Annotated in this window: 20 protein-coding genes; 5 read left to right on the top strand and 15 right to left on the bottom strand. The window is 60.7% G+C overall.

What is annotated here, in order from left to right:
• Positions 1-49: 49 nt before the first annotated feature.
• The 10 genes from AC58X1_RS00380 to tssB form a co-directional block, all read right to left on the bottom strand.
• Positions 50-565 carry an Hcp family type VI secretion system effector gene (locus tag AC58X1_RS00380; RefSeq protein ID WP_497428073.1) on the bottom strand — a complete coding sequence of 172 codons (516 nt, stop codon included), beginning with the start codon at positions 563-565 and terminating at the stop codon, positions 50-52.
• Between the two features lie 133 nt (positions 566-698).
• Positions 699-1,511: a type IVB secretion system protein IcmH/DotU gene (gene icmH, locus AC58X1_RS00385; protein ID WP_497428074.1), complete on the bottom strand. Its 813-nt coding sequence runs from the start codon at positions 1,509-1,511 to the stop codon at positions 699-701.
• Position 1,512: 1 nt separating this feature from the next.
• The gene (tssK, locus tag AC58X1_RS00390; RefSeq protein WP_497428075.1) at positions 1,513-2,850 is read right to left on the bottom strand and encodes a type VI secretion system baseplate subunit TssK; all 1,338 of its coding nucleotides are present in this window, start codon (positions 2,848-2,850) and stop codon (positions 1,513-1,515) included.
• A 54-nt stretch (positions 2,851-2,904) separates the two neighbouring features.
• Complete coding sequence (tssJ, locus tag AC58X1_RS00395; RefSeq protein WP_150569595.1) at positions 2,905-3,690, bottom strand: type VI secretion system lipoprotein TssJ; 786 nt, start codon at positions 3,688-3,690, stop codon at positions 2,905-2,907.
• The gene (locus AC58X1_RS00400; RefSeq protein ID WP_497428076.1) at positions 3,687-4,256 is read right to left on the bottom strand and encodes an FHA domain-containing protein; all 570 of its coding nucleotides are present in this window, start codon (positions 4,254-4,256) and stop codon (positions 3,687-3,689) included. The genes tssJ and AC58X1_RS00400 overlap by 4 nt, the downstream gene beginning before the upstream one ends.
• Positions 4,253-5,269, bottom strand: a complete 1,017-nt coding sequence (gene tssG / locus AC58X1_RS00405) for a type VI secretion system baseplate subunit TssG (protein ID WP_150569593.1) — start codon at positions 5,267-5,269, stop codon at positions 4,253-4,255. Before tssG ends, AC58X1_RS00400 begins: the two co-directional genes overlap by 4 nt.
• The gene (gene tssF / locus AC58X1_RS00410) at positions 5,233-6,999 is read right to left on the bottom strand and encodes a type VI secretion system baseplate subunit TssF (RefSeq protein WP_497428077.1); all 1,767 of its coding nucleotides are present in this window, start codon (positions 6,997-6,999) and stop codon (positions 5,233-5,235) included. Before tssF ends, tssG begins: the two co-directional genes overlap by 37 nt.
• A 2-nt stretch (positions 7,000-7,001) precedes the next feature.
• The gene (gene tssE / locus AC58X1_RS00415; protein ID WP_150573271.1) at positions 7,002-7,412 is read right to left on the bottom strand and encodes a type VI secretion system baseplate subunit TssE; all 411 of its coding nucleotides are present in this window, start codon (positions 7,410-7,412) and stop codon (positions 7,002-7,004) included.
• Positions 7,409-8,899 carry a type VI secretion system contractile sheath large subunit gene (tssC, locus tag AC58X1_RS00420; protein ID WP_150573270.1) on the bottom strand — a complete coding sequence of 497 codons (1,491 nt, stop codon included), beginning with the start codon at positions 8,897-8,899 and terminating at the stop codon, positions 7,409-7,411. The genes tssE and tssC overlap by 4 nt, the downstream gene beginning before the upstream one ends.
• 14 nt (positions 8,900-8,913) lie before the next feature.
• Positions 8,914-9,420, bottom strand: a complete 507-nt coding sequence (gene tssB, locus AC58X1_RS00425; protein ID WP_150569589.1) for a type VI secretion system contractile sheath small subunit — start codon at positions 9,418-9,420, stop codon at positions 8,914-8,916.
• A 391-nt stretch (positions 9,421-9,811) separates the two neighbouring features.
• On the opposite strand from tssB, the gene vasI reads away from it, so the two are divergent.
• The 4 genes from vasI to AC58X1_RS00445 all read left to right on the top strand — a co-directional run bounded on the left by vasI (position 9,812) and on the right by AC58X1_RS00445 (position 16,423).
• The gene (gene vasI, locus AC58X1_RS00430; protein WP_497428078.1) at positions 9,812-10,402 is read left to right on the top strand and encodes a type VI secretion system-associated protein VasI; all 591 of its coding nucleotides are present in this window, start codon (positions 9,812-9,814) and stop codon (positions 10,400-10,402) included.
• On the top strand, positions 10,390-11,844 hold the full coding sequence (tssA, locus tag AC58X1_RS00435; RefSeq protein ID WP_497428079.1) for a type VI secretion system protein TssA: 1,455 nt from the start codon (positions 10,390-10,392) through the stop codon (positions 11,842-11,844). Before vasI ends, tssA begins: the two co-directional genes overlap by 13 nt.
• Positions 11,845-11,851: 7 nt before the next feature.
• A complete protein-coding gene (tssM, locus tag AC58X1_RS00440) occupies positions 11,852-15,490 on the top strand; it encodes a type VI secretion system membrane subunit TssM (protein WP_497428080.1) in 3,639 nt (1,212 codons plus the stop codon).
• A 63-nt stretch (positions 15,491-15,553) separates the two neighbouring features.
• Positions 15,554-16,423 (top strand): DMT family transporter, encoded by an 870-nt coding sequence (locus tag AC58X1_RS00445; protein ID WP_497428081.1) that lies wholly within the window; start codon positions 15,554-15,556, stop codon positions 16,421-16,423.
• A 61-nt stretch (positions 16,424-16,484) separates the two neighbouring features.
• Here the strand turns inward: AC58X1_RS00445 and nhaA are convergent, their stop codons facing one another.
• From nhaA to AC58X1_RS00465, 4 genes are all read right to left on the bottom strand, one after another.
• The gene (gene nhaA / locus AC58X1_RS00450) at positions 16,485-17,675 is read right to left on the bottom strand and encodes a Na+/H+ antiporter NhaA (protein ID WP_497428082.1); all 1,191 of its coding nucleotides are present in this window, start codon (positions 17,673-17,675) and stop codon (positions 16,485-16,487) included.
• 389 nt (positions 17,676-18,064) lie between these two features.
• Positions 18,065-19,654 carry a hypothetical protein gene (locus AC58X1_RS00455; protein ID WP_101318471.1) on the bottom strand — a complete coding sequence of 530 codons (1,590 nt, stop codon included), beginning with the start codon at positions 19,652-19,654 and terminating at the stop codon, positions 18,065-18,067.
• Positions 19,655-19,803: 149 nt separating this feature from the next.
• Positions 19,804-20,298: a DUF934 domain-containing protein gene (locus AC58X1_RS00460; RefSeq protein WP_101318473.1), complete on the bottom strand. Its 495-nt coding sequence runs from the start codon at positions 20,296-20,298 to the stop codon at positions 19,804-19,806.
• Positions 20,282-21,934 (bottom strand): nitrite/sulfite reductase, encoded by a 1,653-nt coding sequence (locus tag AC58X1_RS00465; RefSeq protein WP_101318475.1) that lies wholly within the window; start codon positions 21,932-21,934, stop codon positions 20,282-20,284. The genes AC58X1_RS00460 and AC58X1_RS00465 overlap by 17 nt, the downstream gene beginning before the upstream one ends.
• A 211-nt stretch (positions 21,935-22,145) precedes the next feature.
• Here AC58X1_RS00465 and AC58X1_RS00470 point away from each other — a divergent pair, with 211 nt between their 5' ends.
• A complete protein-coding gene (locus AC58X1_RS00470; RefSeq protein ID WP_497428083.1) occupies positions 22,146-23,222 on the top strand; it encodes an ABC transporter substrate-binding protein in 1,077 nt (358 codons plus the stop codon).
• Between the two features lie 272 nt (positions 23,223-23,494).
• Here AC58X1_RS00470 and AC58X1_RS00475 read toward each other — a convergent pair whose 3' ends face one another.
• Positions 23,495-23,713, bottom strand: a complete 219-nt coding sequence (locus tag AC58X1_RS00475; protein WP_101318479.1) for a DUF2970 domain-containing protein — start codon at positions 23,711-23,713, stop codon at positions 23,495-23,497.
• Between the last annotated feature and the right edge of the window lie 80 nt (positions 23,714-23,793).

Consider the following 23,793-nt stretch of genomic DNA (forward strand, 5'->3'; position numbering starts at 1 on the left):
AGGGTGATGCCCCAGGCCAGGCACGCTGGCCTGGGGCAATGCAGCTAGGTCAGACGATCGGCTTGCGCCAGTCGTCGGCACCTTCGGTGCCGGCAGTGGTATGGGTCCAGGTGATCTTGCGGTACGCCATCGACACCTCGATCAGCTGGGTGAAGTCGGCGTTCTCCTTGTCTTGGGCGTGAGGCATGACGGTGTTGATGTTGACGATCGTCGCGTCCTCGAGCTTGGTGGTGAAGAAGTGCTCCTGCTTGCCCTCGACCGAGGTGCGGTACCAGTTGACTTCGACGGTGGGCAGCATCTCGCCGCTGGCCAGTGCCTGATACATCAGTGGCGTGGCCTTGTTCAGCGAGCTGGTGAACATGAAGGGTTTGTGCACACGCTGGCCGGATGGCTGGCCGCTTTGCGGGTCAGTCGGCACGGTCACCTGGTGCTTGATTTCCTGTACCAGGATTTCGTCTTCGTGGCCCTCGACGTAGACATTGCCGACCGAGTCGGAGGTAAAGGCACCGGCGGTGATGTTGCCTTGGGTTAGGCCTTCGATCTTGATGTAAGCGGGTGTTGGCATGGCAGAATCTCCTGCATCCATGTGGATAAAACACGTCTTCCTGAGGGGACGTGGCCATCGGAAGCGATGGGCTTGCTAACGAAACCGAGGCTTCGCTAAACGGGTTGAGTCGGTTGAGTTCGATTGGCGTGGGCTATTGCTGCAGGATCCCGCCGAGCGAGCTGAGCACCTCGTTGGTGATCACGTGCAAGCGGTAGCTGTACAGCCCATAAACCGCAGCCATCACGGTCGAGCACAGCAGTAGCGGGCTCCACCATGGCCATTGCCGGTTCATGCGGTAATTGCGTGGGGCAACGTTGCTCAGCGGCTGGCAAAGCTGCTTAGGCACAGGCCCGCGCAGTTCGCGGATGGCGCTGTAGAGTTTGTTGATCAGCGCCTGCAGGGCGTCGTCGCCCTTGGGCGCGATGGCGTACTTGCCCTTGAGGCCAAGGCACAGGCACAGGTACATGAACTCGAGCACGTGTTGGTAGCGCTTGGGTTCCTGCATCATCCGCGACAGCACGGTGAAGAACTTCTCGCCGCCCCAGGTCTCGTGGTGGAAGATGCTCAGCAGGGGCTCATGGCTCCAGCGGCACTTCTTGCCCCACGACCGGCTCATCACGGCTTCGTCCAGGTGCAGGCACAGCGCGTAGGAGTAGGCCAGCAGATGGGCGGGCTCGTAGGCGTGCTGGCGCATCTCCTCGAGGATGTTGCTGACTTGCGTCTGCACCTGGGTGTGGACTTCATCGATGTTGTCCATCTGGTCCACACTGCGCAGACGCATCACCAGGCCCAGCAGCGGCATCGCTGCGTCGACCATGGGATTGGCGTGGCCTCCACGCAGCTGAAATGCTGGATCGGCTGCGTAATGCTTGCTGACAGCGGCAGTGTCAGGCTGTTCTGCAGGCACTGGGTTGGTGTGTACAGCATCAGGTGCTGTACCGAGCTTCGCTTTGCCAAAGGTCATCTCATTCGCTCCTGATCGCCCAGAATTGCATCTCCAGGCCCGGGAACTCACCGGCTATGTGAAAACCAAAGCCGTTGCTTTCCTGCATGGTTGCCCACGCTGCGTTACGCCGGTCCAGTTCGAAGTAGCAGAAACCGGCATGGAAGGGCAGGTCGCGAGGGGCCACCGGCAGCGGCAGCAGCGGGATACCCGGCAGTTGCAGCGGCACCAGGTCGTTGAGTGCTTCCAGCGAAGTGACCTTGGCTTTCTGGATGAACTGCTGGCGCAGGGTTTCTGGCGGCAGGCTGGCGCGGACCGCCAGAATGAACTCGGCCTGGTCGATCAGGCGCCGATCATCCAGGGTTGTCGTCAGCACACCGTAGTCATGGGCATGCAGCGGCAGGGAGATGGCGCGGGGTTGCAGCACCGTGCTCAGAACCCGACGCAGGGTGTCTTCCAGCAGTTTGAACGATGGGCGCAGGGCGCTGTGCTGATACGCTGGGTAGTCTTGCGGCAGCCTGCTTTCATCGGTAAAGGTCACCAGCTCGCCACAGGCCTGGCTCATGCTCAGGTAGAGCTGCTCGGGGTGGACATGCTGCTGGCGTGACAGATGCTGGAAGCACGGCCACCAGCGGTTCATGGCTTGCAGCAGATTGAAATCGCGAATGTCGGCGATACCCGACTGGCCACCTGCGCCGATCCGTGCCGCGAGATTGCGGGCGCGCTCACGCAGGGTGTTGCTGATCTCGTCTAGATACCGTTGCAGTGCCGGCACCGCGCGTACCGAAACGCTGGTCGGATAGAAGTTCTCGTCCAGTTTCAATGCGCCGTTCGGGCTTTTCTCGAGAATCCGCGCCAAGGCCAGGCGGCTATAGCCGTTGCGGTCTTCGCTGTTGCGCTTGATCTGCAGATTGGGCACTGCTAGCTCGACCTGGACCAGATCACCATCTGCGGTGTGAGTGTCTTTAATTTCCTCGGCGTGCGCGGTGTACCGAAAGTTGGCCGCATTGTCGGGCCAGCTCACTTCGCGGCCACCTTCGGTGCGCAGCGGCATGCACAGGTAGATCTCGCCGTTTTGCGATGCGTCGTCGTCGATTTCCAGCGGTGGCGGCGGTGGCAGGTCTGCGGGGATATCGAACACCGTCCCGTCCGGCATGATGCCGCGGGCTCGGGTGATGGCCACCTTGCCCAGGCTCAGGTATTCATCGTTGAGCTGCAGTTCGCTGAAGCCGAAAAAACCGGGGTTCAGGCTGCTCAGGCGCTGATGAAACGCAGCCTCGCTGGCGCGCGCTGCCTGCTGGAAGTGCTGCGGTTTGACGAACAGCCCTTCGGGCCAGAGAACGGGATTACGTGAGCTCATGGGCGCTCCGGATCGAGAAGTTAAAAGGCACGGCGCAGATGCAGGAGAGACTCATCAGTCTTCCTCCTTGAGCACGATCTGCGTGTCATTGAGCAGCACCGAGAGCACGACCTGACGACCCCGTGGGGTGATGCGAAGTACCTGCCCCCAGGTCGCGTCGTTCTGCTCGCGGTAGTCGCCGATGACGGCGATGAAGCGGGTGTCGGCGTGAATCGGTTCGAAAGGTATGAACTTGAACTGCCCTGGCGCGAGCACGTAGTCGTCATCGCGTATATAGGTGCTGCGCAGCACCTTGGCCGGGTCTTCATCCAGCAGCTGATACACGCTGTTGCGCAGCAGCGAGTCATCGCGCAGCTGCAGAATCTTGATCGCAATAGGCGTGGCAATTGGTTCAGCCGCTACCTCGGTGGCACTGGGCAAGGTCAGCACTACTGCCGGGTCGTCATAGCTGCCGAGAGTGCTGTCGTCGTCAGCCGCAAAGGCCAGGCTGCCACTCTGGCTTTGCTCGCTTGGCGCTTGCGGATATTGCTGCTGAAGGTAGTCGAACAAGCTGCCGACCTTTTCCATCAGCGCCTGCGGATCCTGCGCGGTCAGGCTGATGGCATAGGGGCTTGGTGGCAGCGCGCTTTCCTGCTCGGCGTAAGTGGGTGCGCTGTTGGGGTTGCCGTTGAGGGTAGGGCTGGCGTTGATGCTGAAGGCGACCTGAGTGGGATGATCCTCAGGCGGTCCGATCGGCAATGAGTGATCCAGCGCTACCTGGCTCATTCTGCTCAATGAGGTACATCCGGCCAGGCCAAGCAGTGCCAGCAACAGAGTGGTCATTGGGAACTGGCGTTTCATGCTTGCTCCCCGCCGATAAGGCGCTGCAACGCGTCGGCGTGTGCTAGCGGTGTATCCAGCAACGCGTCTAGCGCGGCCAGAGGGTCATGGCCGAGCGGCCGGTCGAACGCTGTGCAGATATCGACGGTGCCTTGTTGCGTTGAAACTTCGATCTGCCAAGGGTCCGCCGGAGCGTCGGCGATCAGGGCGTCGAGCAGTTGCTGGCCAGGTGCGAACAGCTCCTCCAGGGACTGCTCGTCGGCTGAGTGCTGCTGACAATGCACATGAACGCGATAGCTGCCGATGTGCAGCCGGTCGCCTTGTTGCAGGCGCACGGGTGAGCGCTCGCCGAGGCTTCGCGGGGTGTCATTGAGGTAGGTCTGGTTGCACAGGTCGACGGCGCAGAAGCTGCCCTCGATCCAGCGAATTTCGCAGTGCAGCGGCCGGATACGCTGTGCGCGGTCCCATAGCAGCCAGTCGGCTGGTCCGCTGCCGATGCTGCCGCCGTTACGATCGAATCGATGGCGGGCGATTACGCCGTGTTCGAGCCGGTCGATATTGCCGATTACCAGGTCCAGGGTGTTCATGCGCGCCCCCTGATGCGGACCACTGGGCTGCTTTTGCCATGCTTGTCATCGACGAAACTGGTCCAGCCCAGGTGCGCACCCTGGCTGCGGTGTAGGCAGAACGGCGACAGCGCGTGCTGTTCCAGCCGCAGCTCAAGGTCGTAGGCCAGGCCGTCGCGCAGGAGAAAGTCGATCAAGGCGCGCAGGCGACCGAAATTGACTCCACTTGGCAGCAACTGGCGCAGCTGGGCCTGGTCGAGGTCGCTGATGAGGATGGTGAACTTGCTGCTGCGGGTGCGGGTACGGTTACCGACCATGAAGTTACTGCCCAGGCAACCATTGGAGCGGCCAAGGCTGACCGTCTGCCTGATAGCGGTAGGCACTGACCGGCTCTCGAATTCACGGATCTGCACGCTGCTCAAGTCAAAGCAGTGGGCAATGATGCCGGCCACGGTCCCGGGCGCACGGCTGCGGCTGGCGATAACGCCGGCAAAGCTGAGCAGGCGACTCCACGGCAGCTCGGTATCGCCACGCAACTGCTTGTTGTCCAGGCCAATCAGGGCGAACACATACTGCGAAAAGCCGTCAGTGGCGCCCGCCTGGAAGCGAATGTAATAGCGGTACTTACGCCAGATACGATGCAGCAGGCTGAGCAGGTAATGATTGAAAAAGTCGAAGAAGGCCGGGCGCACGCCGATGTCGTGAGCGTGGTCGTAGGCAATCTGCTCGAGGTAATAGGTCGGCAGTGGCGAGTCGGTGCCGTGCAGGCCCATGAAGGTGGTACAGACACGGTAGCGCTCGGCCTGATCGGCAATACGCTCTGCCTTGAATACGTCCGACACGGGAAAGGTCAGCCGCGGGTCGCAGCCAAGCCTCACCCGCAGCCGTGTCGCTTCGTCTGGCCAGCGCGGTTCGAGGTCGTCGCCGTGCAGACCATGCAAACGCTCCAGCAACTGGAAAAAGTTGTACTGGTGCGCCTCGGCGAGCAAAGCGTCGGCTAGATCAGCGGTTGTCTGCCGGTCAGCAGTGGCCATGTGTAGTGCTCATTGTTGGTGGTATTGATCACTTCCAACTGGTGGAAGGAGTTGATGCTGGCGTACAGGGCAAAAAACTGAGATAGCACGCAGCCGAACAAGTACAGGTCGCCCTCGCAGGAGAAGGCGTCCTGGTTCAGCTTGAGCTGTGTGCGCAGCCCGCGGATCGGCTGGCCTTTGATCAGCCAGTCCAGCGGCGCCGTCTGCACATCGCAGATACCGTCCAGGCGCTTGCGCGTGGCGCGCGCTTGCTGGATGTCATGCAAGGCGGCAAAGTCGTAGGCGCCGATGACTGCCTTGAGCGGCTCGGCTGACAGCAACGACAGGTAGTTGAGCGAGAGGTTGGAGATCAATGCCCATTGCAGGTCGCCGTCCAGCACCGGTCGATAGGGGCGGGTAGGACGGCAGATGTTGCGGTAGCTGGCCAGCGGAGGCGTGATCTCGGTGATCACATCGATGTCGCCGATCCCCAGTGCCAGCGGCAGGTCGCGATTGGTGCAGGTCAGATCGATCGAAGCGGTTTCGAGTTGTTCGATGTAGGCGGTGGCATCCCCGCGGACAAAAGCGATGCGCTGAATCACGCCATTGCCGCGTAGCGAGTTCTCGATTTCGCAGTGGTAATAGAGCGCCGTGCGCCCCTGCACGTGCTCGATCTCGTGGGCAAATGATTCGAAGGGCCGGAACGTGCGCAGCGTCTCACCCGGCGTATCTTCGCCCGTGGTGCGCGTGCTGACGACCCGGTCGACGCTGAAAATCTCGTAGGCGTCGGCGCGATTGCCATTGGGTTGCAGTTCTACCTGGGCGTCGCGCCCCGACAAGTCGATAGGCTCGGCGCTGTGCTTGAACAGGTTGACTGCAGGGGTGCAGAACAGGCCGAAGTCGTCTTTGCCCACGCGGATCGAGCTGGGCAGCTGGCGGGTGAAGTGAAACTCCAGCCGTACACGTTTGCTGCTGTGGCCAGGCCAGAGCTTGGCGAGCCCCGTCAGGCTGAAAAAGTGGAAGCGCTGCGGGAAGACGAAGTACTCCTGCAGGATGCGATAGCCGTCGAACACATTTTGCGGATAGGGCAGCAGCGCTTCATCAGGGCTGAAACCAGGGAACACGATGCTGCTGGCCGGCAGGCGGCGCACTTCGCCATCGATGCTCACGCTGATATGTTTGAGGTACTGCGCCAACCACAGGTACAGGGTCTGCGCGCAGCGATCCTCGCCGCTCAGATGAAAGTCCAGGCGTTCGCAGTCGAGCGTGTTCAGCGGGCGATCAACCAGTGTCTGCAGGTCGATACGCACGCTGGTGTTGTCCAGGGTCTGGGTCGCGTCGACGTCGTTGATGGCGAAGGGGTGTAGTTGTACCTCGGCGCAGGTGCGAAATTCGCAGGCGACCCCATCTACCTCTCTGGAAAAAAGCCTCGCACCCTTGGCTACCCTTTGTGGCTGGGTCAGCGATTGCGGCTGCGGGGTAAATTGCACAATGGTGGCGCTGGGTAATGGCCGCAGGTAGTTAGGCCACAACAGCTGCAGCATCGGGTGGGTCAGTTCCGGCATGTCGTCTTCGAGCTTGAGCCGCAGCTTGGCGGTCAGAAAGGCGAAGCCTTCCAGCAGGCGCTCGACATCCGGGTCACTGCTGTCCTTGCCGAGGAATCGGCTGAGCTGCGGGTTGTCTCGGGCGAAATCGGTGCCGAGTTCGCGCAGGTAGCGCAGCTCTTCGCTGAAACGGTCTTTTAACGACATGGTCACTTCACTCGGGTGTAACGGCTGTGCCCGCTCACCAGCAACTCGATCTGCAGTTGTTCCGCGTGGTTGTTGACCTGCACCTGGCAATCCAGATGAAAGTGCAGCTCCAGCGGGGCATGTGCATCGGGCACGGCCTGCAGCGCATGCACTGCGATCCGTGGTTCGAAACGGTCAATGGTGTGGCGGATGTCGGCGCTGATCTGCTGTAGCAAGTCACCGCGGCTCAAGTCATGGCCGTTGAAGTCGCGCAGGCCCAGTTCAGGGCTGCTTTGCGAGCAGCCCTCACGGCAATTGAGCAGGGTTTCGAGGTGTTGCTTGATCACCTCGAACTTGCGCCCACGCGCTTCACGCCGAGACGACTGGACGTTGGCTGTGGCCTTCACTCCCAGCCGATCAAACAACCCGGTCACTGCGTGTCGAGCCGGCCAACCAGCGAGATCTCGAAGTTCGCGCCCATGTATTTGAAGTGCGGACGCACGGCCACCGAGACTTGATACCAGCCCGGATCACCGGCGACGTCGGAGACTACAATCGCTGCGGCGCGCAGTGGCCGGCGGCTGCGAACATCAGCCGAGGGGTTTTCCTGATCGGCAACGTACTGCTTGATCCACTTGTTGAGTTGGTTCTCGAGGTCGCTGCGCTCCTTCCAGCTGCCGATCTGCTCGCGCTGCAGGACCTTGATGTAGTGCGCCAGGCGGTTGACGATGAACAGGTACGGCAGTTGCGTGCCGAGCTTGTAGTTTGTCTGCGCCTGCAGGCCCTCAGGGGTCTTGGCGAAGGTTTTTGGTTTTTGCACCGAATTGGCTGAGAAGAACGCGGCGTTGTCGCTGTCCTTGCGCATGGTCAGGGCGATGAAGCCTTCTTCCGCCAGCTCGAATTCCTTGCGATCGGAGATCAGCACTTCGGTGGGTATCTTCGCCTGCAACTGGCCAAGCGACTCATACAGATGCACCGGCAGGTCATCGACCGCGCCACCCGACTGTGGGCCGATGATGTTCGGGCACCAGCGGTAGCGGGCAAAGCTGTCGTTGATGCAGCTGGCCAACAGGAATGCCGAGTTGCCCCACAGGTAGTTGTCGTGGCGGCCGTCGATGCTCTCGTCATAGTTGAAGCTGTCGGTCGGTTGCTCCAGGTGGTGGTAAGCGGATCTGAGCATGAAGCGCGGCCCAACCAGCGCGGTATGGCGGGAGTCTTCACTGTCACGGAACGCGCGCCACTTGGCATGGCGTGGGCCGGCGAAAATGTCTTTCACCTCTTTCAGATTGGGCAGGTCTTCAAAGCTGCTCAGGTTGAAAAACTCGGGGGCGGGTGCCGTCAGGAACGGCGCGTGCGACATTGCACCGACCGATGCCATATAGCTCAGCAGCTTTATGTCCGGTGAGGAGGGGCCGAAGCTGTAGTTGCCTAGCATGGCTGCCACCGGCTCGCCGCCGAATTGGCCGTAACCGGCGGTGTAAACATGTTTGTAGATACCGCTGCAGGTAATATCGGCGGCATTCTCGAAGTCATCGAGCAAGTCGTCCTTGCTGACGTGCAGGACTTCAAGCTTGATGTTCTCGCGAAAGTCGGTACGGTCGACCAGAAGCTTCAGGCCACGCCAGGCGGACTCCAGTTGCTGAAACTCAGGCTGGTGCAGAATCGCATCCATCTGCTTGCTCAGCACGCGGTCAACTTCGGCGATCATTTGATCAACCCTGTGCTTGTTGATTAGTTGATCTGGCTCATTGCTTTTGAGGATGTCTGCAATAAAGGCCGCAACCCCTTGTTTGGCGACTTGATAGCCTTCCTGGGTTGGCGCCAGCATTGTTTCGGCCATGATCTGATCGAGTAATGTGGCGGTGCCCAGGGATTCAGTGGTGAGTTCGGCGGCAATGGCTGTGTCGGTCTTGTTTGGCATCGTCGGGCTCCGTCTTATTGGTCTTGTTTGGGCGCGTCGAGCACCAGGTTCAGCTCTTGTGCAAGTTGCTTGCGCGCCTGCGGGTCGGTCAGCAGTTGCTGCAGTTGTTTGCGGAACGCCGGGACATTGCCCAGTGGGCCTTTAAGTGCAACTAACGCTTCACGTAGTTCCAGCAGCTTGTTCAGCTCCGGCACTTTGCGGGCGACCTGGTCAGGCCCGAAGTCGTTGATCGAATTGAACTGCAGGTGCACCGCCAACTCGGTATCGGTGGCGGCGCTGAGCATCGACGGCACCGACAGGCACAGGCTGACATCGGCATCCCTTAGCACATGATTGAAGGTGTGCTTGTCGATGCCCATGACCTGGCGGTCTTCGACGGTGCGGTTGTCGTCCAGGCCAAAGTCGCCCAGAACCAGCATTTTATGCGGCAGCTCTATTTCGGCCTGCTCGCCGCCGGTGGCGGGCACATATTTGATGTTGATACGCTCTTTTGGCGCTACGGAACCGTTATTTTTTGCCATAGAAATGCGTAACTTCCTGTTATGTTTGTAGGAGATTTCTCATCTGGATGGTTAACTTTATTATTCGTGTAGGAAGCATCCTACATAAATGTAATATTTCTGTTTAGTTATCCGGTGAGTGACTGCCGGCTTATTAAAACCTTGCGCGCAACCTGGCTTTTTGGTCGAGCGTAAAAGTGTAAGGAAATATTTGCCTGTATGTTTTGTTCTCACTGGATTAGTGTTCTTTCCCTCAGCGATCCTCACATATGGATTCTGGCGCTATGCTGGTTATCCAAGAAAATTTCTACGCTCTATTGGGCGTGCGTCCTATTGAATGGAGTTCAATTCGGTGTTAATTCGGAGTGCGTCTGGCATTGTCTTTTCACTGCTGGTAAGTGCAGGCGAGGTATTGGCCGACTCTGTACGTGATTGCCCGAGTATTACGTCCAACCTGGAGCGTCTGGCCTGCTTTGACCAGGCTGCCGGAACTCCGGCGCCGGTTGCCAGCCAGGACTGGTCGGTACCCGAGCAGGATTCCCCCAGCGTGCAGAGCGTCATGACCAACGAAGCCGAGCGGGCGGGTGATGACCTGACCTTCCGCCTTCGAGTCCATGATGATGGCGGGCCCGCGCGCAAGCGGCTGGTAATCTCGGCTCCGGCAATCGCCGAAGGCGAACCGCGGCCCTACTTGGCAATCAGCTGTGTGCAGAACATCTCAAGACTGCAGTTGATCAGCTCGCGGTCTATTGACGCCCGATGGGTCAGGATCCAGCTGCAAGGCGAGCGCGGATCGACCGTTCCCACAGCCTGGCAGGTGATGGAAAACGGCCAGGTGCTGGATGCCGGCCGTGGCTTGCCGGCTATCGAGCAGATCAAGCAGATCATCGGGGCTAAGCGCATCCATGTTGTCAGCGAACATGCAGACCTCAATGGCCTGAGCTTCGATGCCCAGGGCTTGGATCCATTGATCGAGGAGGCGCGCAGAGCATGTCGTTGGTAGCGCCAGTCTCGGCGGAAGAAATTGCGCGGCTGCTTGCGCCGATCGACCCCGCAGCTCCGGCAGGTCTGTTCGACGTGGAGGACGAGACTTATCAGGCGATTGACCAAGAAATGGTCAAACTGGGCGGCATGCAGGAGTCTTCGATCGACTGGTGCTACATCGAGGAAGCGTCGCGCCAGTACTTGAGCCAACAGTGCAAACATCTGCGCATCGTTGGTCATCTGAGCGTCGTTTGGCTACGCAGCGCCTGTTGGGAGCGCTGGGGATTCACCCTGGAGTTGCTTGCGGGGATGCTAGAGCGCTACTGGGAAACCGCGCACCCCAAGCCCGGGCCTAAGGGCTTCCTGGGTAAACGCAAGTCGGTGGCTTTGATCATCAAACGACTCACCGATGCGATTTCGCAGTTGGATCGATTTACCTATACCCCGGCCAATGCAGCGGCCGCGCAGCGAGCGCTCACCAGCTTGCAGCAACAGGTCAAGTCAGCGCAGCTTGAGGCGGCTGCGGTCGATGATCTGCAGCGCTTGCTACTCAAGCAGGTGGACTTTGCCAGCGGTACCGGCGAGCCGACGCAGGTCAGCCCAGCGCCATCACCAAGGGAGGCAGCGCCATTGGCCGAAGCCTTCTTGCCGGCCAAGCCGGGCATCTCTCTTGGCAATGAGCGCGAGACCCGCCGCGCCGTGCTGAGCATGGCCGAATTCATCAATCAGCAGGACATCTATGACCCCACCGGCTTTCAGCTACGGCGCTTTGGCCTGTGGGCACACATCCAGCTGGCACCCATTGCAAGGCAGGATCAGCGCACCGAGCTGATGGTGGTCCCGGCTGACATCGCCATCAGCTACGAAGAAGCGATCGCTGGCACTGCGGTTGACCCCGCGCTGCTGCTGCGGGTGGAGAAGAGCGTAGCGGCTTCACCCTACTGGATTCGCGGAAGTTTCCTTGCGGCTTCCATCGCCGGTCGGCTGGCAATGGGTGAGGTCGCCGAAGCCATTCGCAGCAGTACCGCACGCTTTGTTTTGCGCTTGCCAGCGTTGCAGTCGCTGTGCTTCAGCGACGGCACGGCCTTTATCGACGAGCAGTGCCTGGCGTGGCTCAAAGGTGGCCACGGTCCGACAGAGCAGACATCGGCTTCGCAAGAATTCAGCAGCCTGCGCGCCGAGTTGGTCAGCCAGCTGGAAGTGGCAGGGGTGGAGCCGGTGCTGCTGCAGCTGCAGGCGTTGCAAACAGACTATCGCTCGCCGCGTGAGCGTTGCCATACCACCGCTATTGCCGCCGACCTGCTCGCCACCAAAGGCCTCTCTTGGTTGGCTCAGGACCTGTGCGCAAGCGTGGTGCTGACCATGCAGCAAACCAACGCCGCTGCCTGGGAGCCAGAGGTGTTCAACCGGCTGCAGCAGGTAGCAGCAGCCTCGGCGCTGCTCAAACAGAACAAGGACTAGGAGCCTCATGAAACAACTCTGGACTGTTTTCAAACGTTGGGGCGTGCCGTTGGCAAGACGAGTCGGCCTGGCCTTGCCGATCCTGTTGGGGCTTGGCGGCGTGCTCGTGCTGATCGCCATCTGGTGGCTCGGCCCGCACTGGAGCTGGCATGGCCAGCAACCGCTGGCGAGTGTGACGCAACGCAGCCTGGCCAGCCTACTACTTGCACTGGTCCCGCTGTTGGCGTGGGCGCTGGTGCTGCGGGCAGGGTTCGCTCGGCTGCAAGCGCAGCGCACGCATGAACTGGCTGCTGAAGCAGACCCTTGCTTGCCGCTGGTGCAGGCACAGGATCGAGCGTTGCAGCGCAGCCTTGAACACTACCTCGGCAATGCTGGCGGGCGTCGAGCTTTGTATCGGCTGCCGTGGTACATGGCCGTGGGGGTGGCGGATGCCGGCAAGAGCAGTTTCATCGAGCGTTCCAATCAGCGCTTCGCGCTTACCCGGATCGATCAGGCTCAGACCCGAGGGCATTCGCTGGACACTCTCGCTTATCCAATCGGCTGGTGGATCAGCGATGACGCCGTGATCATCGATCCGCCCGGGGCTTTGATCACCCAGGCAATGGCGAAGACTGAATCAGGCGATACATCGTCCGATTCCAATGCTGCAATACCTGCCGGCAGCCAGGCGAAGCTGTGGAATCATCTGCTCGACTGGCTGGTCCGCAATCGAAGCCGCCGGGCTCTCAATGGCCTTTTACTGGTAGTGGATCTGCCAGCCCTGCTGCATGCTTCGCCAGAGCAACGCATCGAGCTAGCCAACACCTTGCGCACCCGGCTGTACGACGTTAGTACTCAGCTAGGTTCGCGCCTGCCGGTGTATGTGGTGATGAGTAAACTCGACTTGCTCGATGGCTTCGACCAGTTTTTCGCGCGCATGCCTGTAAAGGGACGCGAGCAGATACTGGGTTTCACCTTCAGGCTGGACGCCGTCAGCGACTTCGATGCCTGGTTGAATGAGTTCGCCAACCACTACGACAAACTGACCGCTCTGCTCTACGAACAAGTACTCGAGCAGCTGCGGCTATTGGCATGCCCGTCCCAGCGGGAGCGCCTCATGTCGCTGCATGCCCAATTCATCGGTCTGCGTCCCGTCAGTTTGAGTTTTCTCAATGAAGTCCTGGCGAGTGATCGCTTCACCACCCCGGCCTTGGTGCGCGGTGTGTACTGGTCGTCAGTACTGCAGCAGGGGCAGATCACCAATGCGTTCGTTCGCGAGGCGGCCCAGCCTTACGTAATCAAACAGGTGCTGCGTGAAGGCAAGCCGCATGGTCAGCCAGTGGTTTACTTCATCCAGCAACTGTTCGAACGGGTCATCTACAAGGAGGCAGGCCTCGCTGGCGACAATGCCAAGGTAATCCGCAACAAGCGCCAGTTGCTGTGGCTCGGCTCTGGTGTAGGCATTCTGGCGCTGGCAGTCGCGACCGCCAGCTGGCAACGCTACTTCGACGTCAACCAACTGAAAGCCGCTGCTGTCCTGGCAAAGAGTCAGGAATACAGCCTTCACGAGGTCGACCAGCATATCGACCCCACCGGGCGTAACCTGCTAGGTCCGTTGGACCAGATCCGCGATGCAGTAGCTGTGTTCGGTGACTATCGCGGAGCATGGCCTGGTGTGGCAGATCTGGGCCTTTATCAGGGGCGCGCAATCGGGCCGAGGGTAGACGAAGCGTACCTGAGTCTGCTGTCCAGACGCTTTCTGCCATCGCTGGCGGCTGGCGTCATCAAGGCCATGGACGCTGCGCCTGCCGGCAGCGAGCAGCAGATGGCTGCGCTGCGGGTTTATCGCATGATCGAGGACCGTAGCAATCGCCGCCCGGAGTGGGTAGAGGAATGGATGGCCCTGCAGTGGCAGGCGGCCTTTCCTGGGCAAGGCCAGGTTCAGCGTAATCTGATGCGCCATCTGCATTACGCCATGGCATACGCCGATACCGATCTGCCGCAGTATCGTCTGCGGGTCAGCGAGATTCAGCGAACCCTGCGCGAATTGCCGCTCCCGCAACGGGTGTACAACGCGCTCAAGCAGCAGGCGCAGGAGCAGCTGCACGGCAACCTTGACCTGCGCAATCAGGTCGGGCCTGCGTTTGACGTGGTTTACCAGTCAAGCACTGCAGGCAAACCTGATTATCAGAGCTTGCTGCTGGCAAAGCTGCTCACGGCTGAAGGCTACAAAAGCTTTTTTGAGCCTCACAGCGAGAAGATCACCGACATAGCCATGATTGACCAGTGGGTACTAGGAGAGCGCGATCAACTCGACTACTCGGACGCCGACCGTAAAGCCTTGACCGAGCGCGTTCGTAGCCTCTACAGCGCCGATTACGTCAATAGCTGGCGGCAGGCCCTGAACGCTGTTGCTATCACTGACTTCCAGGACCTGAAGCATGCTGTGACGGTACTGGAGCAACTGACCGGTCCTGCTGCGCCTATGCAGCGGTTGCTGGAAACGGTGTCGGAAAATACCACGCTGAGTTCGTTGCCGGTGGTGAGTACCGGGCAGGACCAGCCCAATGGTGTCCAGCCTGCAGCGAGCATGCCTGAGTCGCCGCAGGCCGTGAGCATCCGCCGTGCTTTTGCCGGCCTTAATTCCATGCTGGAAGTGAAGGGCGAGAAGCCTAGCTACTACGATGAAACCCTGACCGCGATCACTGCCGTGCACGATTACGCCAGACTGGTCCACGACAGCCCCGATCGTGGCCGGGCCGCACTGAATGCGGTACTGCAGCGCTTCTCGATGACCGGGCACGAACCGATTGGCACGTTGCAACGCGTTGCCAGCGGCTTGCCAGAGCCGCTCAATCAGCAGGTCAAAAAGGTTGCAGACCAGACCGCTCGCGTGCTCAACATCGAAGCGCTGCGTGAACTGGAGCGGCGATGGGACGCCGACGTTTACAGCTTTTTCCAGCAGCGGTTGGCCGGTCGCTATCCGTTTGCCGCGGCCGCAGTCGATGCCTCGCTGGATGATTTTGAGGCCTTCTTTGGACCGAAGGGGCGCTTGCAGCAGTTTCAGGATCAGTACCTGACACTCTTCCTGAAAGACAACATCGAGGCTTTGCAGTCCGACCAATACGGCGAGTCGCTGATCCGCCCTGATGTGATCGCTCAGTTGCAAGCGGCAGAGCGCATCCGCGACACCTTCTTTGATCAGCGCGGCAACCTCAGTGTGCAATTCAGCATCGAGCCGCTTGGGCTCAGCGCCAACCAACGCACCAGTCTGCTGGACCTCGACGGTCAGCTGATTTCCTACACCCATGGCCCGAGCCAGATTACAGGTGTTGTCTGGCCCAATACGCTTGGCCAGCAGGTGCGCAGCAACCTGACGTTGCTTAGGCTCAATGGCAACAGCAGCCGCCTGGAGTACCGCGGCCCATGGTCGATGTTCCGCCTGCTCAGCCGAGGCGCGCTCAACGGTCGCACTGCTACCAGTGTCGACTTGAGCTTCACAACAGGGGAGGGGGTGATGCGCTACCGACTGAATTCCGAGAAGGCCTTCAACCCGATTACCCAGCAGCCGTTCAAGGGCTTCAAGCTGCCCCGCGGGTTATTACAACAGTCTTCGAATCTACTCCAGGCGAGCGTGTTGGAGGAAGGCAGGAGTAGCGCGTTTTAGAGCTGGGACAACCCGGCAAGTGACGCAGTCGGGGTCCATAACAATAAGAAAGAGAGCACTGATATGGATGTAACAATGGGCCTGTTGGCTGCGGTTTTCTGGGGCGTGACCGATTTTCTGGTGGGTATCAATGCGCGGCTGTTCGGTGTCAGGCGATCTGTTTTTTTCGGGCAGCTCATTGGCTTGATCGTGATGAGCCTGATGTTGCTGATGTCGAGTCGACACCTGATTCGCCTGATCGATGCGCCACTGTTAGCCATCATGCTTGGCCTGCTCGCAGCCGTTTGTGCAGTGGCAGGCGCTCTCGCGTTGGCAAATGCGTTCGCAATAGGCAAAACCGCCTTGGTCGCGCCGCTGGTCACAAGCTATGGAGTTGTCACTACTCTGATCGCATGGGTAGCGGGTGAGACGTTGACCAACTGGCAATTCACAGGTGTCTTTATTTGTGTCTGCGGGGTGCTCTTGGTAAGCCGCAGGCCAACCGCCCGCAATCACACTCCAGTGCGACAGGGGAGGGCATCCATCATCTATGCGCTTGCGGCTGCCCTCTGTTACGGCACGAGCTTATGGTTGCAAGGCACCTATGCACTTCCCGCACTCGGCCCAATCAATATGCTGTGGCTTATCTATATCATTGGCGTGGCCGTGCTGTGGCGAGAAGTGATCCCGATGTTGTCACGGCAGAGCGCTATTCAGCTCAAGGCCTATGGAACCCTCTGCGCCGCGAGCCTGTGTAATTTGAGCGGCTTTGCCGCCTTTTCCTTGGGCGCAATGAGCGGCTCAGTTTCGATCGTTACGGTAATCAGTACTCTGTCCGGCGGTATCGCATCCGTGCTCGGCTACATCTTTCACAGCGAGCGCCTCACAGCTCTGCAGGTCTCGGGCATTACCTTTGTGCTGATCGGCGCTGGCCTTATCCACCTGTATGGCTAAGAGGGTTGCTGGCCATGACAGCCGCGGCTGAACGGCGCCGCTGACCCGGCGCCGTTCCCCTTCACTTCACCGTCTTAGGCGCAAAGCGCAATATCAAACAAGCAATCACCGCCGACAGTAGCGACCCCAGCAAAATCCCGATCTTGGCTTTATCAATCAGCTCAGCCTGCCCCGGAAACGCCAACTCACCGATAAACAGGCTCATGGTGAAACCAATCCCACAGAGCATGGCCACCCCGTAAATCTGCAACCAGCTGGCCCCCTGCGGCTTCGAAGCCAGGCCAGTCTTGACTGCCAGCAACACCCCGGCAAACACCCCAACCTGCTTGCCCAGCAGCAGCCCAAGGGCAATCGCCAGCGGCAACGGCGCAAACACGTCGCTCCAGCTCAAATGGGTAAACGCCACGCCGGCATTGGCAAAGCCGAACGCGGGTACGATCAGGAAACCTACCCACGGCGCAATGGCATGCTCCAGCGTCAGCAGCGGGCTCTTGGCATCGCCGGCGGTGTAGGGGATCAGCAGTGCGCCGACCACGCCAGCGATGGTCGCGTGCACGCCAGACAACAGGGTGAAGTACCACAGGGCGGCGACGCCGATCATGTATGGCCACAGGCTGACCACGCGCAGGCGGTTCAGGCCCAGCAGCAGGGCGACGATAGCGCCGGCGCCGGCGAGGGCGATGAGGTTGATCGAGGAGGTATAGAACAGCGCAATGATCGCTACTGCGCCCATGTCGTCGATGATCGCCACCGATACCAGCATCACTTTCAGCGACAGCGGTGCGTGCTTGCCGAGCAGCGCCAGGGCGCCGACGGCAAAGGCGATGTCGGTGGCGGCGGGGATTGCCCAGCCACCGGCCAGGCCGGGCTCTACAGCGGACACCTTGAGGTAGATCAGCGCTGGCACTGCCATGCCCATCAGCGCTGGCAGCGCTGGCAGGCGGCGTTGCTCCCAGGTGGCCAGGCGGCCGTCGACCATCTCGCGCTTGATCTCCAGGCCAACCATCAGGAAGAAGATCGCCATCAGGCCGTCGTTGATCCACAGGTGCACGGTCATCGGCCCGAGCTTTTCTGTGAAGGTGGGGCCGAGGGGCAGGTGCAGCAGGTGTTGATAGGCTGCGGCCCATGGGCTGTTGGCGATGATGATGGCCACTACTGCGGCAAGCATCAGCACCACGCCGCCTGCGGCTTCGCTGGCGAGCAGGCGCTGCAGCAATGGGCGCCGCTGGGCGTTGTTCAGAGAAACGGTCATGCGAGGTCCTCGTTCATGGATTCGCCCTGGATGCTGCAGGCATTGGCCGAACGACGGCCATGGCAAAGCGCTGGCACCGAATGGGCCACTGCAACAATAGGCGAGAAGAAGGGAAGGGGATGCAGCGAGCACGTACCCGGCAAAAAACGCGGGAACGGCATACGCCAAAGGAATAGCAAGGCTGCGTGCAACATGGATGGACTCTCGGAAAACAAATGAATGTTCTCCGTATTCGGGATAGCTCCCGGGCGCACGCAGCACACGCCAGGCGGCGAATTATACAGAGTTGGCAGTCAAGGTGGGCGAGGGGTCTGCATCGAAATGTTGCAATGGGGAGCCGCGCTCGAGCATCAGCCCATTGCGGGCGTCTGCTCGAGCGCGGTCAGGCGTTAGCCGCCGATGGCCGCAGTCGACCCTTGCAGCTGCCAGCGGCTGCGCAGCGACTGCAGTGCATCATCAAGGATCGAGATGCCGCTCTGCTCGCGTGCGATGCGCTCCTGGCGGAAGCTGTCGTCCAGTACCGTCAGCAGGCTCTGGCTGCGGCTGCTCGAGCTTGGCGTGGTCACGTCATCGGTCAGGTCGCCATTCACATAAGTACGCACCCGCTCGCTCTGGCTGGCGGATTGCGAGGCGCTGGCTTCGACCAGGCGGCCTTTGTCGAAGGCCAGGCGCGTGCTGCTGCTGGCCTGGTCGTTGATCTCGTGATAGCGGTAGTTCTGCGATTCGCGGTCCAGCCCTAGCTGCATGTTGGTCAGCGGGTTGAGGCCCAGGTGGTAACCCGCTTTCAGTGCGCTCTGCTGATCCTGCTGCACCGAGCGGGTCAGCTGGCCGCCACCTGTAATGCTGGTCGATTGCGACGCGCGGTAATCGAAGCGGTCGGATTCTTCCAGGCGCATCGGGTTGCTCTGCTGCGAGGTCTGGCTGATCGAGGCATTGAAGTCGGCCAGGCCGCTGAGCAGGGCGCGGTCGCTGGCGCTCTGCAACGAGCCACGCTCGGTCACCGCCTGCTTGCCGTCATCGACGGCGTTGAGCTGGGTGAAGGCGTCCTTGAACAGGTTCATCAGGTTCTCATCGCCTTTACCGCGCTTTTGCGCGGCGTCGAACTGGCTCAGGTAATTGCTGATGGCGGCCTGGCGCTGGCTGCTACTGCCCAGTTTGGCAGCGTCCGGCGTGTCGAGGTTCATCTGTACGCGCCCGGAGGGGCCGTCCAGTGTCAGGTTGCGCGACTGCTCGTTGACGCTGAGGTCAAAGGTCTGTGGTTCGCCGTTGACGTCGAGCTTGGCGTTCAGTTGCAGGCCGCTGAACAGCGTCGTGTCAAACTTGACCAGGTTACCGAGCTGCAAGCGCGGCGGCACCTGGGTCAGGCCGTCGAGCGCCGATTGGAAGTCGTCGGCCATTGCCGCCAGGCCTTGGAGTTCTTCGTCGTTCAGTTCACCGCCAAGCACCTCGGCGCTCACGGCCAGGCCTTGTGCGCTGCTCGCCAGGGAGAGGTTGACGGTCGCTCCGGAGGCCGTGGTCAGGCTGAATGTCACCCCATTGGTGGGGTGCGAGCGCAGGTTGGCCAGCTGCAATTGCAGGGCAGCCTCATTGGGCTGCTCGCCGCTGGCGATGGTCATGATGGACTGCGAAACGGCCTTGCCGCCATTGCCTGCCAATTGCTCCAGCAGCGCGGCGCCGATGTTCTGGAAGCGGCCACCATTGGACGACGACTGGATGCTGTTCATCAGGGCAATGCTGAGCTTGTCCGATCCTTCCCGCTCCCAGACGTGGCGCACCTGCGGGCCAGCCAGAGTACCGTTGGCCAGCGTACCGTTGGCGGTGTAGGTCGGGTCGGGGGTAGCGTCCACCGCCTGGCCGAGGCTGACCGAAGTGCTTGGCGAGGTCAGGGGTTGGCTGGCTTGGGCAACCGCCTGCACTTGAACAGGCGGCGGAGCGTTGTAGATTGGGGTTAGGCGCTGCGCAGCAGTTATCGCATTCATGGTCGGCTTCCGTGCAGATCTAGGGTCTAACCCAAGGTATCGGCACGGTCAGGCAAAACCTTAGCGTTCATGTAGGTATTGGCGGGGCTGCGCCAGCCAGAAACAAATCAGCCCGCCAAAGGGCGGGCTGATTGCTCAAGCACAGACGATCAGCGGCGGCGGAACAGCGGCAGCGGTTCGTCGGTCGCGGCCTGGTAGGTCACCGAAAAATCTTTCAAGCCTTCCAGGGCATCGACGGGGTCTTTGTCAGCGCGAATGGCAAATGCATCGAAGCCGCAGCGCGCCAGGTAGAACAGCTGGTCACGCAGGACATCGCCGATTGCGCGCAGCTCACCCTTGAACTGATAGCGATCACGCAGCAGGCGCGCATTGGAGTAGTTGCGCCCGTCGGTGAAGGCCGGGAAGTTCAGGGCAATTACCTGGAAATGCGCAACGTCGTCACCGATTTCTTCAGCTTCTTCGTCGCTGTCCAGCCATACGCCAAGGCCGCCATCGCGGGCCTTGAGCGCATGGGCGTGATCACGCCAGAGTTGCAGCGGCACGATGTAGTCGTCGCAGTTGGTCAGTTCGTCGAACGAGGCATCCTTGGGCAGCAAGTGCCAGGTTTCGTCGACCAGCTGGTTGTTCTTAATGATTCGCTGCATAGACGCGCTCCTTGAAGGGGTCGATGCCAATACGTTGGTAGGTGTCGATGAAGCGCTCTTCTTCGGTACGTTGTTCAACGTAGACGTCGATCAGCTTCTCGATCACATCGGCCATCTGGTCCTGAGCGAACGATGGGCCGAGGATCTTGCCCAGGCTCGCGTCACGGGCGGCGTTGCCACCCAGCGAGACCTGGTAGAACTCCTCGCCCTTCTTGTCGACACCAAGGATGCCGATGTGGCCGACGTGGTGGTGACCGCAGGCGTTCATGCAACCAGAGATGTTCAGGTCCAGCTCACCGATGTCGAACAGGTAGTCGAGGTCGTCGAAGCGACGCTGGATCGACTCGGCAATCGGGATCGACTTGGCGTTCGCCAGCGAGCAGTAGTCACCACCCGGGCAGCAGATGATGTCGGTCAGCAGGCCGATGTTCGGCGTGGCGAAGCCGCTTTCGCGCAGCTCTTGCCAGAGTGTGTGCAGCTGACGCTGCTCGACATCGGCAAGGATGATGTTCTGCTCGTGCGAGGTCCGCAGGAAACCGAAGCTGTAGCGCTCGGCCAGATCTGCAACGGCATCCAGCTGCTTGTCGGTGAGGTCGCCCGGGGCAACCCCGGTCGGCTTCAGCGACAGGGTCACGGCCACATAGCCTGGGCGCTTGTGCGCACGGGTGTTGCGCGAACGCCAGCGGGCGAAGCCTGGGAACTCCTGGTCGAGCTCGGCGTAGTCGACGTTGTCCAGCGCCTGGTAGGCCGGGTCGACGAAGTGGCGCGAAACGCGCTCGATCTCGGCTTCGGTCAGGGTCGTGTTGCCACCGCGCAGGTGGGCCATTTCGGCTTCGACCTTTTCCGCGAACACTTGCGGGGTCAGGGCCTTGACCAGGATCTTGATCCGCGCCTTGTACTTGTTGTCACGACGACCGTAACGGTTGTACACGCGCAGGATCGCGTCGAGGTAGCTGATCAGGTCCTGCCACGGCAGGAACTCGTTGATGAACGAGCCGACCACCGGGGTACGCCCCAGGCCGCCGCCGACCAACACGCGGAAGCCCAGTTCGCCGGCTTCGTTGTGCACCGGCTCCAGGCCGATATCGTGCACTTCGATGGCCGCGCGGTCGTCCTTCGAGCCGTTCACGGCAATCTTGAACTTGCGCGGCAGGTAGGCGAATTCGGGGTGGAAGGTGGTCCACTGACGGATGATCTCGCACCATGGGCGCGGATCGATCAGCTCGTCGGCGGCGACGCCGGCAAACTGGTCGGTGGTGGTGTTGCGCAGGCAGTTGCCGCTGGTCTGGATCGCGTGCATCTGCACGGTGGCCAGCTCGGCAAGGATGTCCGGGATGTCTTCCAGCGCCGGCCAGTTGTACTGGACGTTCTGCCGGGTGCTGATGTGCGCATAGCCCTTGTCGTAGTCGCGGGCGATCTTCGCCAGCACACGCACTTGCGTCGAGTTGAGTTGGCCGTAAGGCACGGCCACCCGCAACATCGGGGCGAAACGTTGGACATACAGGCCGTTCTGCAGGCGCAGAGGGCGGAATTCTTCTTCGCTCAGTTCACCGGCCAGATAGCGGCGGGTCTGATCACGGAACTGCTTGACGCGGTCCTCGATGATCCGCTGATCGTACTCGTCGTATACGTACATAAAAGTCCTGTCTCAGGCTGCATGCAGCTAATCGCGCGCACGGCCGCGCACTCCGGTTCGGAGCCGGGGAACGATATCAGGTTGCATTTATGCGCTAAAGTGATGTTTTTGCATATGAAAAGAACTAAACGGACTAAGTGAGACTGACTGGCATTTATTCCAGGCGTCTGCGCTGGGTATAATCCGCGCTTTGCTCCACAGAGATGCACCCATGTTCAAAGCGCTGTGCCAGAGTCTGTGCCTGTTTCTGCCGTTATCGGCCGGTGCGCAGGCGGCGTCCGTGGTGTTTCTCAACCCGGGTCATGCCAACGAGAACTTCTGGGTGGGATACACGCGCTTCATGCAGGCCGCGGCTGACGATCTCGGCATGCAGCTGCGGGTGGAATACAGTGAGCGCCGCGCCGATCTGGTGTTGAGCCAGGCGCGGGCTATCTTGAGCGGGCCGCAGCGCCCCGACTATCTGGTGCTGGTCAACGAGCTGTATGTCGCTCCAGAGATCATTCGCCTGTCCCGCGACAGCGGCGTGCAGCTGTTCCTGGTCAACAACGGCCTGACCGATAACCAGCTCGAGAGCGTCCGGGCACAACCGGACAAATACCCGCCAGTGCTGGGCACGCTGACCAGTAACGATGAGCAGGCCGGTTACCAGATGCTGCGCGAGATGGTCGCGAAGTTGCCGCCATCGGACGAGCTGATCGACCTGCTGGCATTTGCCGGCGTCAAGACCACCCCGGCCTCGCAACTCCGCGAGCAGGGCATGCGCCGGGCCTTGGCCGATCACCCGCAGGTGCGCTTGTGCCAGGTGGTATACGGCGGCTGGAACCGCGAGCGCGCGTTCGAGCAAGCGCAGCTGCTGCTCGAGCGCTATCCGCAAGCGCAGTTGGTGTGGTCGGCCAATGACGAAATGGCTTTTGGAGCGATGCAGGCGTTCGAGGCGGCGGGGCGCAAACCTGGCGTGGATGTGCTGTTCGGTGCGGTCAACAGCTCGCCTGAAGCGCTGCGCGCGCGTATCGACGGGCGCCTCAGCGTATTGATGGGCGGCCATTTCACTGTCGGCGGCTGGGCCATGGTCATGCTGCATGACCACGCCCAGGGCATCGCCATCAATCGCGACGGTGGCGGCGAATACAGCTTGCCGGTGCTGCAGTCAATCGATCAGGCCAAGGCGCGGCGCTGGCTGGCTTTGCAGGAGGGCGACGATTATGGTCTGGACTTCCACCGTTTAAGCGCCGAAGGGCGACCAGCCGATTATCGTTACCCGTTTCTAACGTCACCGGTCGACTATTGAAAGACCCTGCTTGAATCAAGGGCATTGCTCGACTTAACTGCTGGTGGTGTATGTGCATTCCCATAACCACTACAAGAGGCAATGCAATGGGTAACTCCACCAAGCTGCGCAAAAGCGACAGCAGTGTCGATGCCTGGGCGATCCTGTGTCTGATCGTGCTGGTCGTCGTCACTGCGGTGTACTGGGTCAGCCATCAGTAGCGCATCACTGCTGTCGACCGTGATTGCAACCTGAACCGCCCGTGGCAGGCACCGCCACGGGCGGCTTGCCTTTCAACGGGCGGTCAGGTGCATGGCCAGTTGCACCAGGCCAATCAGCACCAGTACGAATACCAGCGTGAACAGCACGCCCAGGGCGATGAAATGGCTGGCCTTGCCATGAGTGAAGTCGCGAGCGCGGTTCTTGCCGCTCTGCACGCCCAGGGCAGCGGCAAGCACGCTGTGCAGCATCTGCCAGAAGGTCGGCGGTTTGCCTTGGCTGGGGTCGTCCATGCTGGCCTCCTGTAGGTAGCGCAGGCGATCAGTGCACAGTGTAGACCTTCAGCAGGCAGGGGCCGCGCAGCAGCCCCTGG

This window comes from Pseudomonas sp. PGPR N4, from assembly GCF_059693665.1.

What these genes read in the sequence shown, in the direction of transcription:
- AC58X1_RS00380 (WP_497428073.1), bottom strand. Translation starts at nt 565, where the DNA reads ATGCCAACACCCGCTTACATCAAGATCGAAGGCCTAACCCAAGGCAAC.
- icmH (WP_497428074.1), bottom strand. Translation starts at nt 1,511, where the DNA reads ATGACCTTTGGCAAAGCGAAGCTCGGTACAGCACCTGATGCTGTACAC.
- tssK (WP_497428075.1), bottom strand. Translation starts at nt 2,850, where the DNA reads ATGAGCTCACGTAATCCCGTTCTCTGGCCCGAAGGGCTGTTCGTCAAA.
- tssJ (WP_150569595.1), bottom strand. Translation starts at nt 3,690, where the DNA reads ATGAAACGCCAGTTCCCAATGACCACTCTGTTGCTGGCACTGCTTGGC.
- AC58X1_RS00400 (WP_497428076.1), bottom strand. Translation starts at nt 4,256, where the DNA reads ATGAACACCCTGGACCTGGTAATCGGCAATATCGACCGGCTCGAACAC.
- tssG (WP_150569593.1), bottom strand. Translation starts at nt 5,269, where the DNA reads ATGGCCACTGCTGACCGGCAGACAACCGCTGATCTAGCCGACGCTTTG.
- tssF (WP_497428077.1), bottom strand. Translation starts at nt 6,999, where the DNA reads ATGTCGTTAAAAGACCGTTTCAGCGAAGAGCTGCGCTACCTGCGCGAA.
- tssC (WP_150573270.1), bottom strand. Translation starts at nt 8,899, where the DNA reads ATGCCAAACAAGACCGACACAGCCATTGCCGCCGAACTCACCACTGAA.
- tssB (WP_150569589.1), bottom strand. Translation starts at nt 9,420, where the DNA reads ATGGCAAAAAATAACGGTTCCGTAGCGCCAAAAGAGCGTATCAACATC.
- tssA (WP_497428079.1), top strand. Translation starts at nt 10,390, where the DNA reads ATGTCGTTGGTAGCGCCAGTCTCGGCGGAAGAAATTGCGCGGCTGCTT.
- tssM (WP_497428080.1), top strand. Translation starts at nt 11,852, where the DNA reads ATGAAACAACTCTGGACTGTTTTCAAACGTTGGGGCGTGCCGTTGGCA.
- AC58X1_RS00445 (WP_497428081.1), top strand. Translation starts at nt 15,554, where the DNA reads ATGGATGTAACAATGGGCCTGTTGGCTGCGGTTTTCTGGGGCGTGACC.
- nhaA (WP_497428082.1), bottom strand. Translation starts at nt 17,675, where the DNA reads ATGACCGTTTCTCTGAACAACGCCCAGCGGCGCCCATTGCTGCAGCGC.
- AC58X1_RS00455 (WP_101318471.1), bottom strand. Translation starts at nt 19,654, where the DNA reads ATGAATGCGATAACTGCTGCGCAGCGCCTAACCCCAATCTACAACGCT.
- AC58X1_RS00460 (WP_101318473.1), bottom strand. Translation starts at nt 20,298, where the DNA reads ATGCAGCGAATCATTAAGAACAACCAGCTGGTCGACGAAACCTGGCAC.
- AC58X1_RS00465 (WP_101318475.1), bottom strand. Translation starts at nt 21,934, where the DNA reads ATGTACGTATACGACGAGTACGATCAGCGGATCATCGAGGACCGCGTC.
- AC58X1_RS00470 (WP_497428083.1), top strand. Translation starts at nt 22,146, where the DNA reads ATGTTCAAAGCGCTGTGCCAGAGTCTGTGCCTGTTTCTGCCGTTATCG.
- AC58X1_RS00475 (WP_101318479.1), bottom strand. Translation starts at nt 23,713, where the DNA reads ATGGACGACCCCAGCCAAGGCAAACCGCCGACCTTCTGGCAGATGCTG.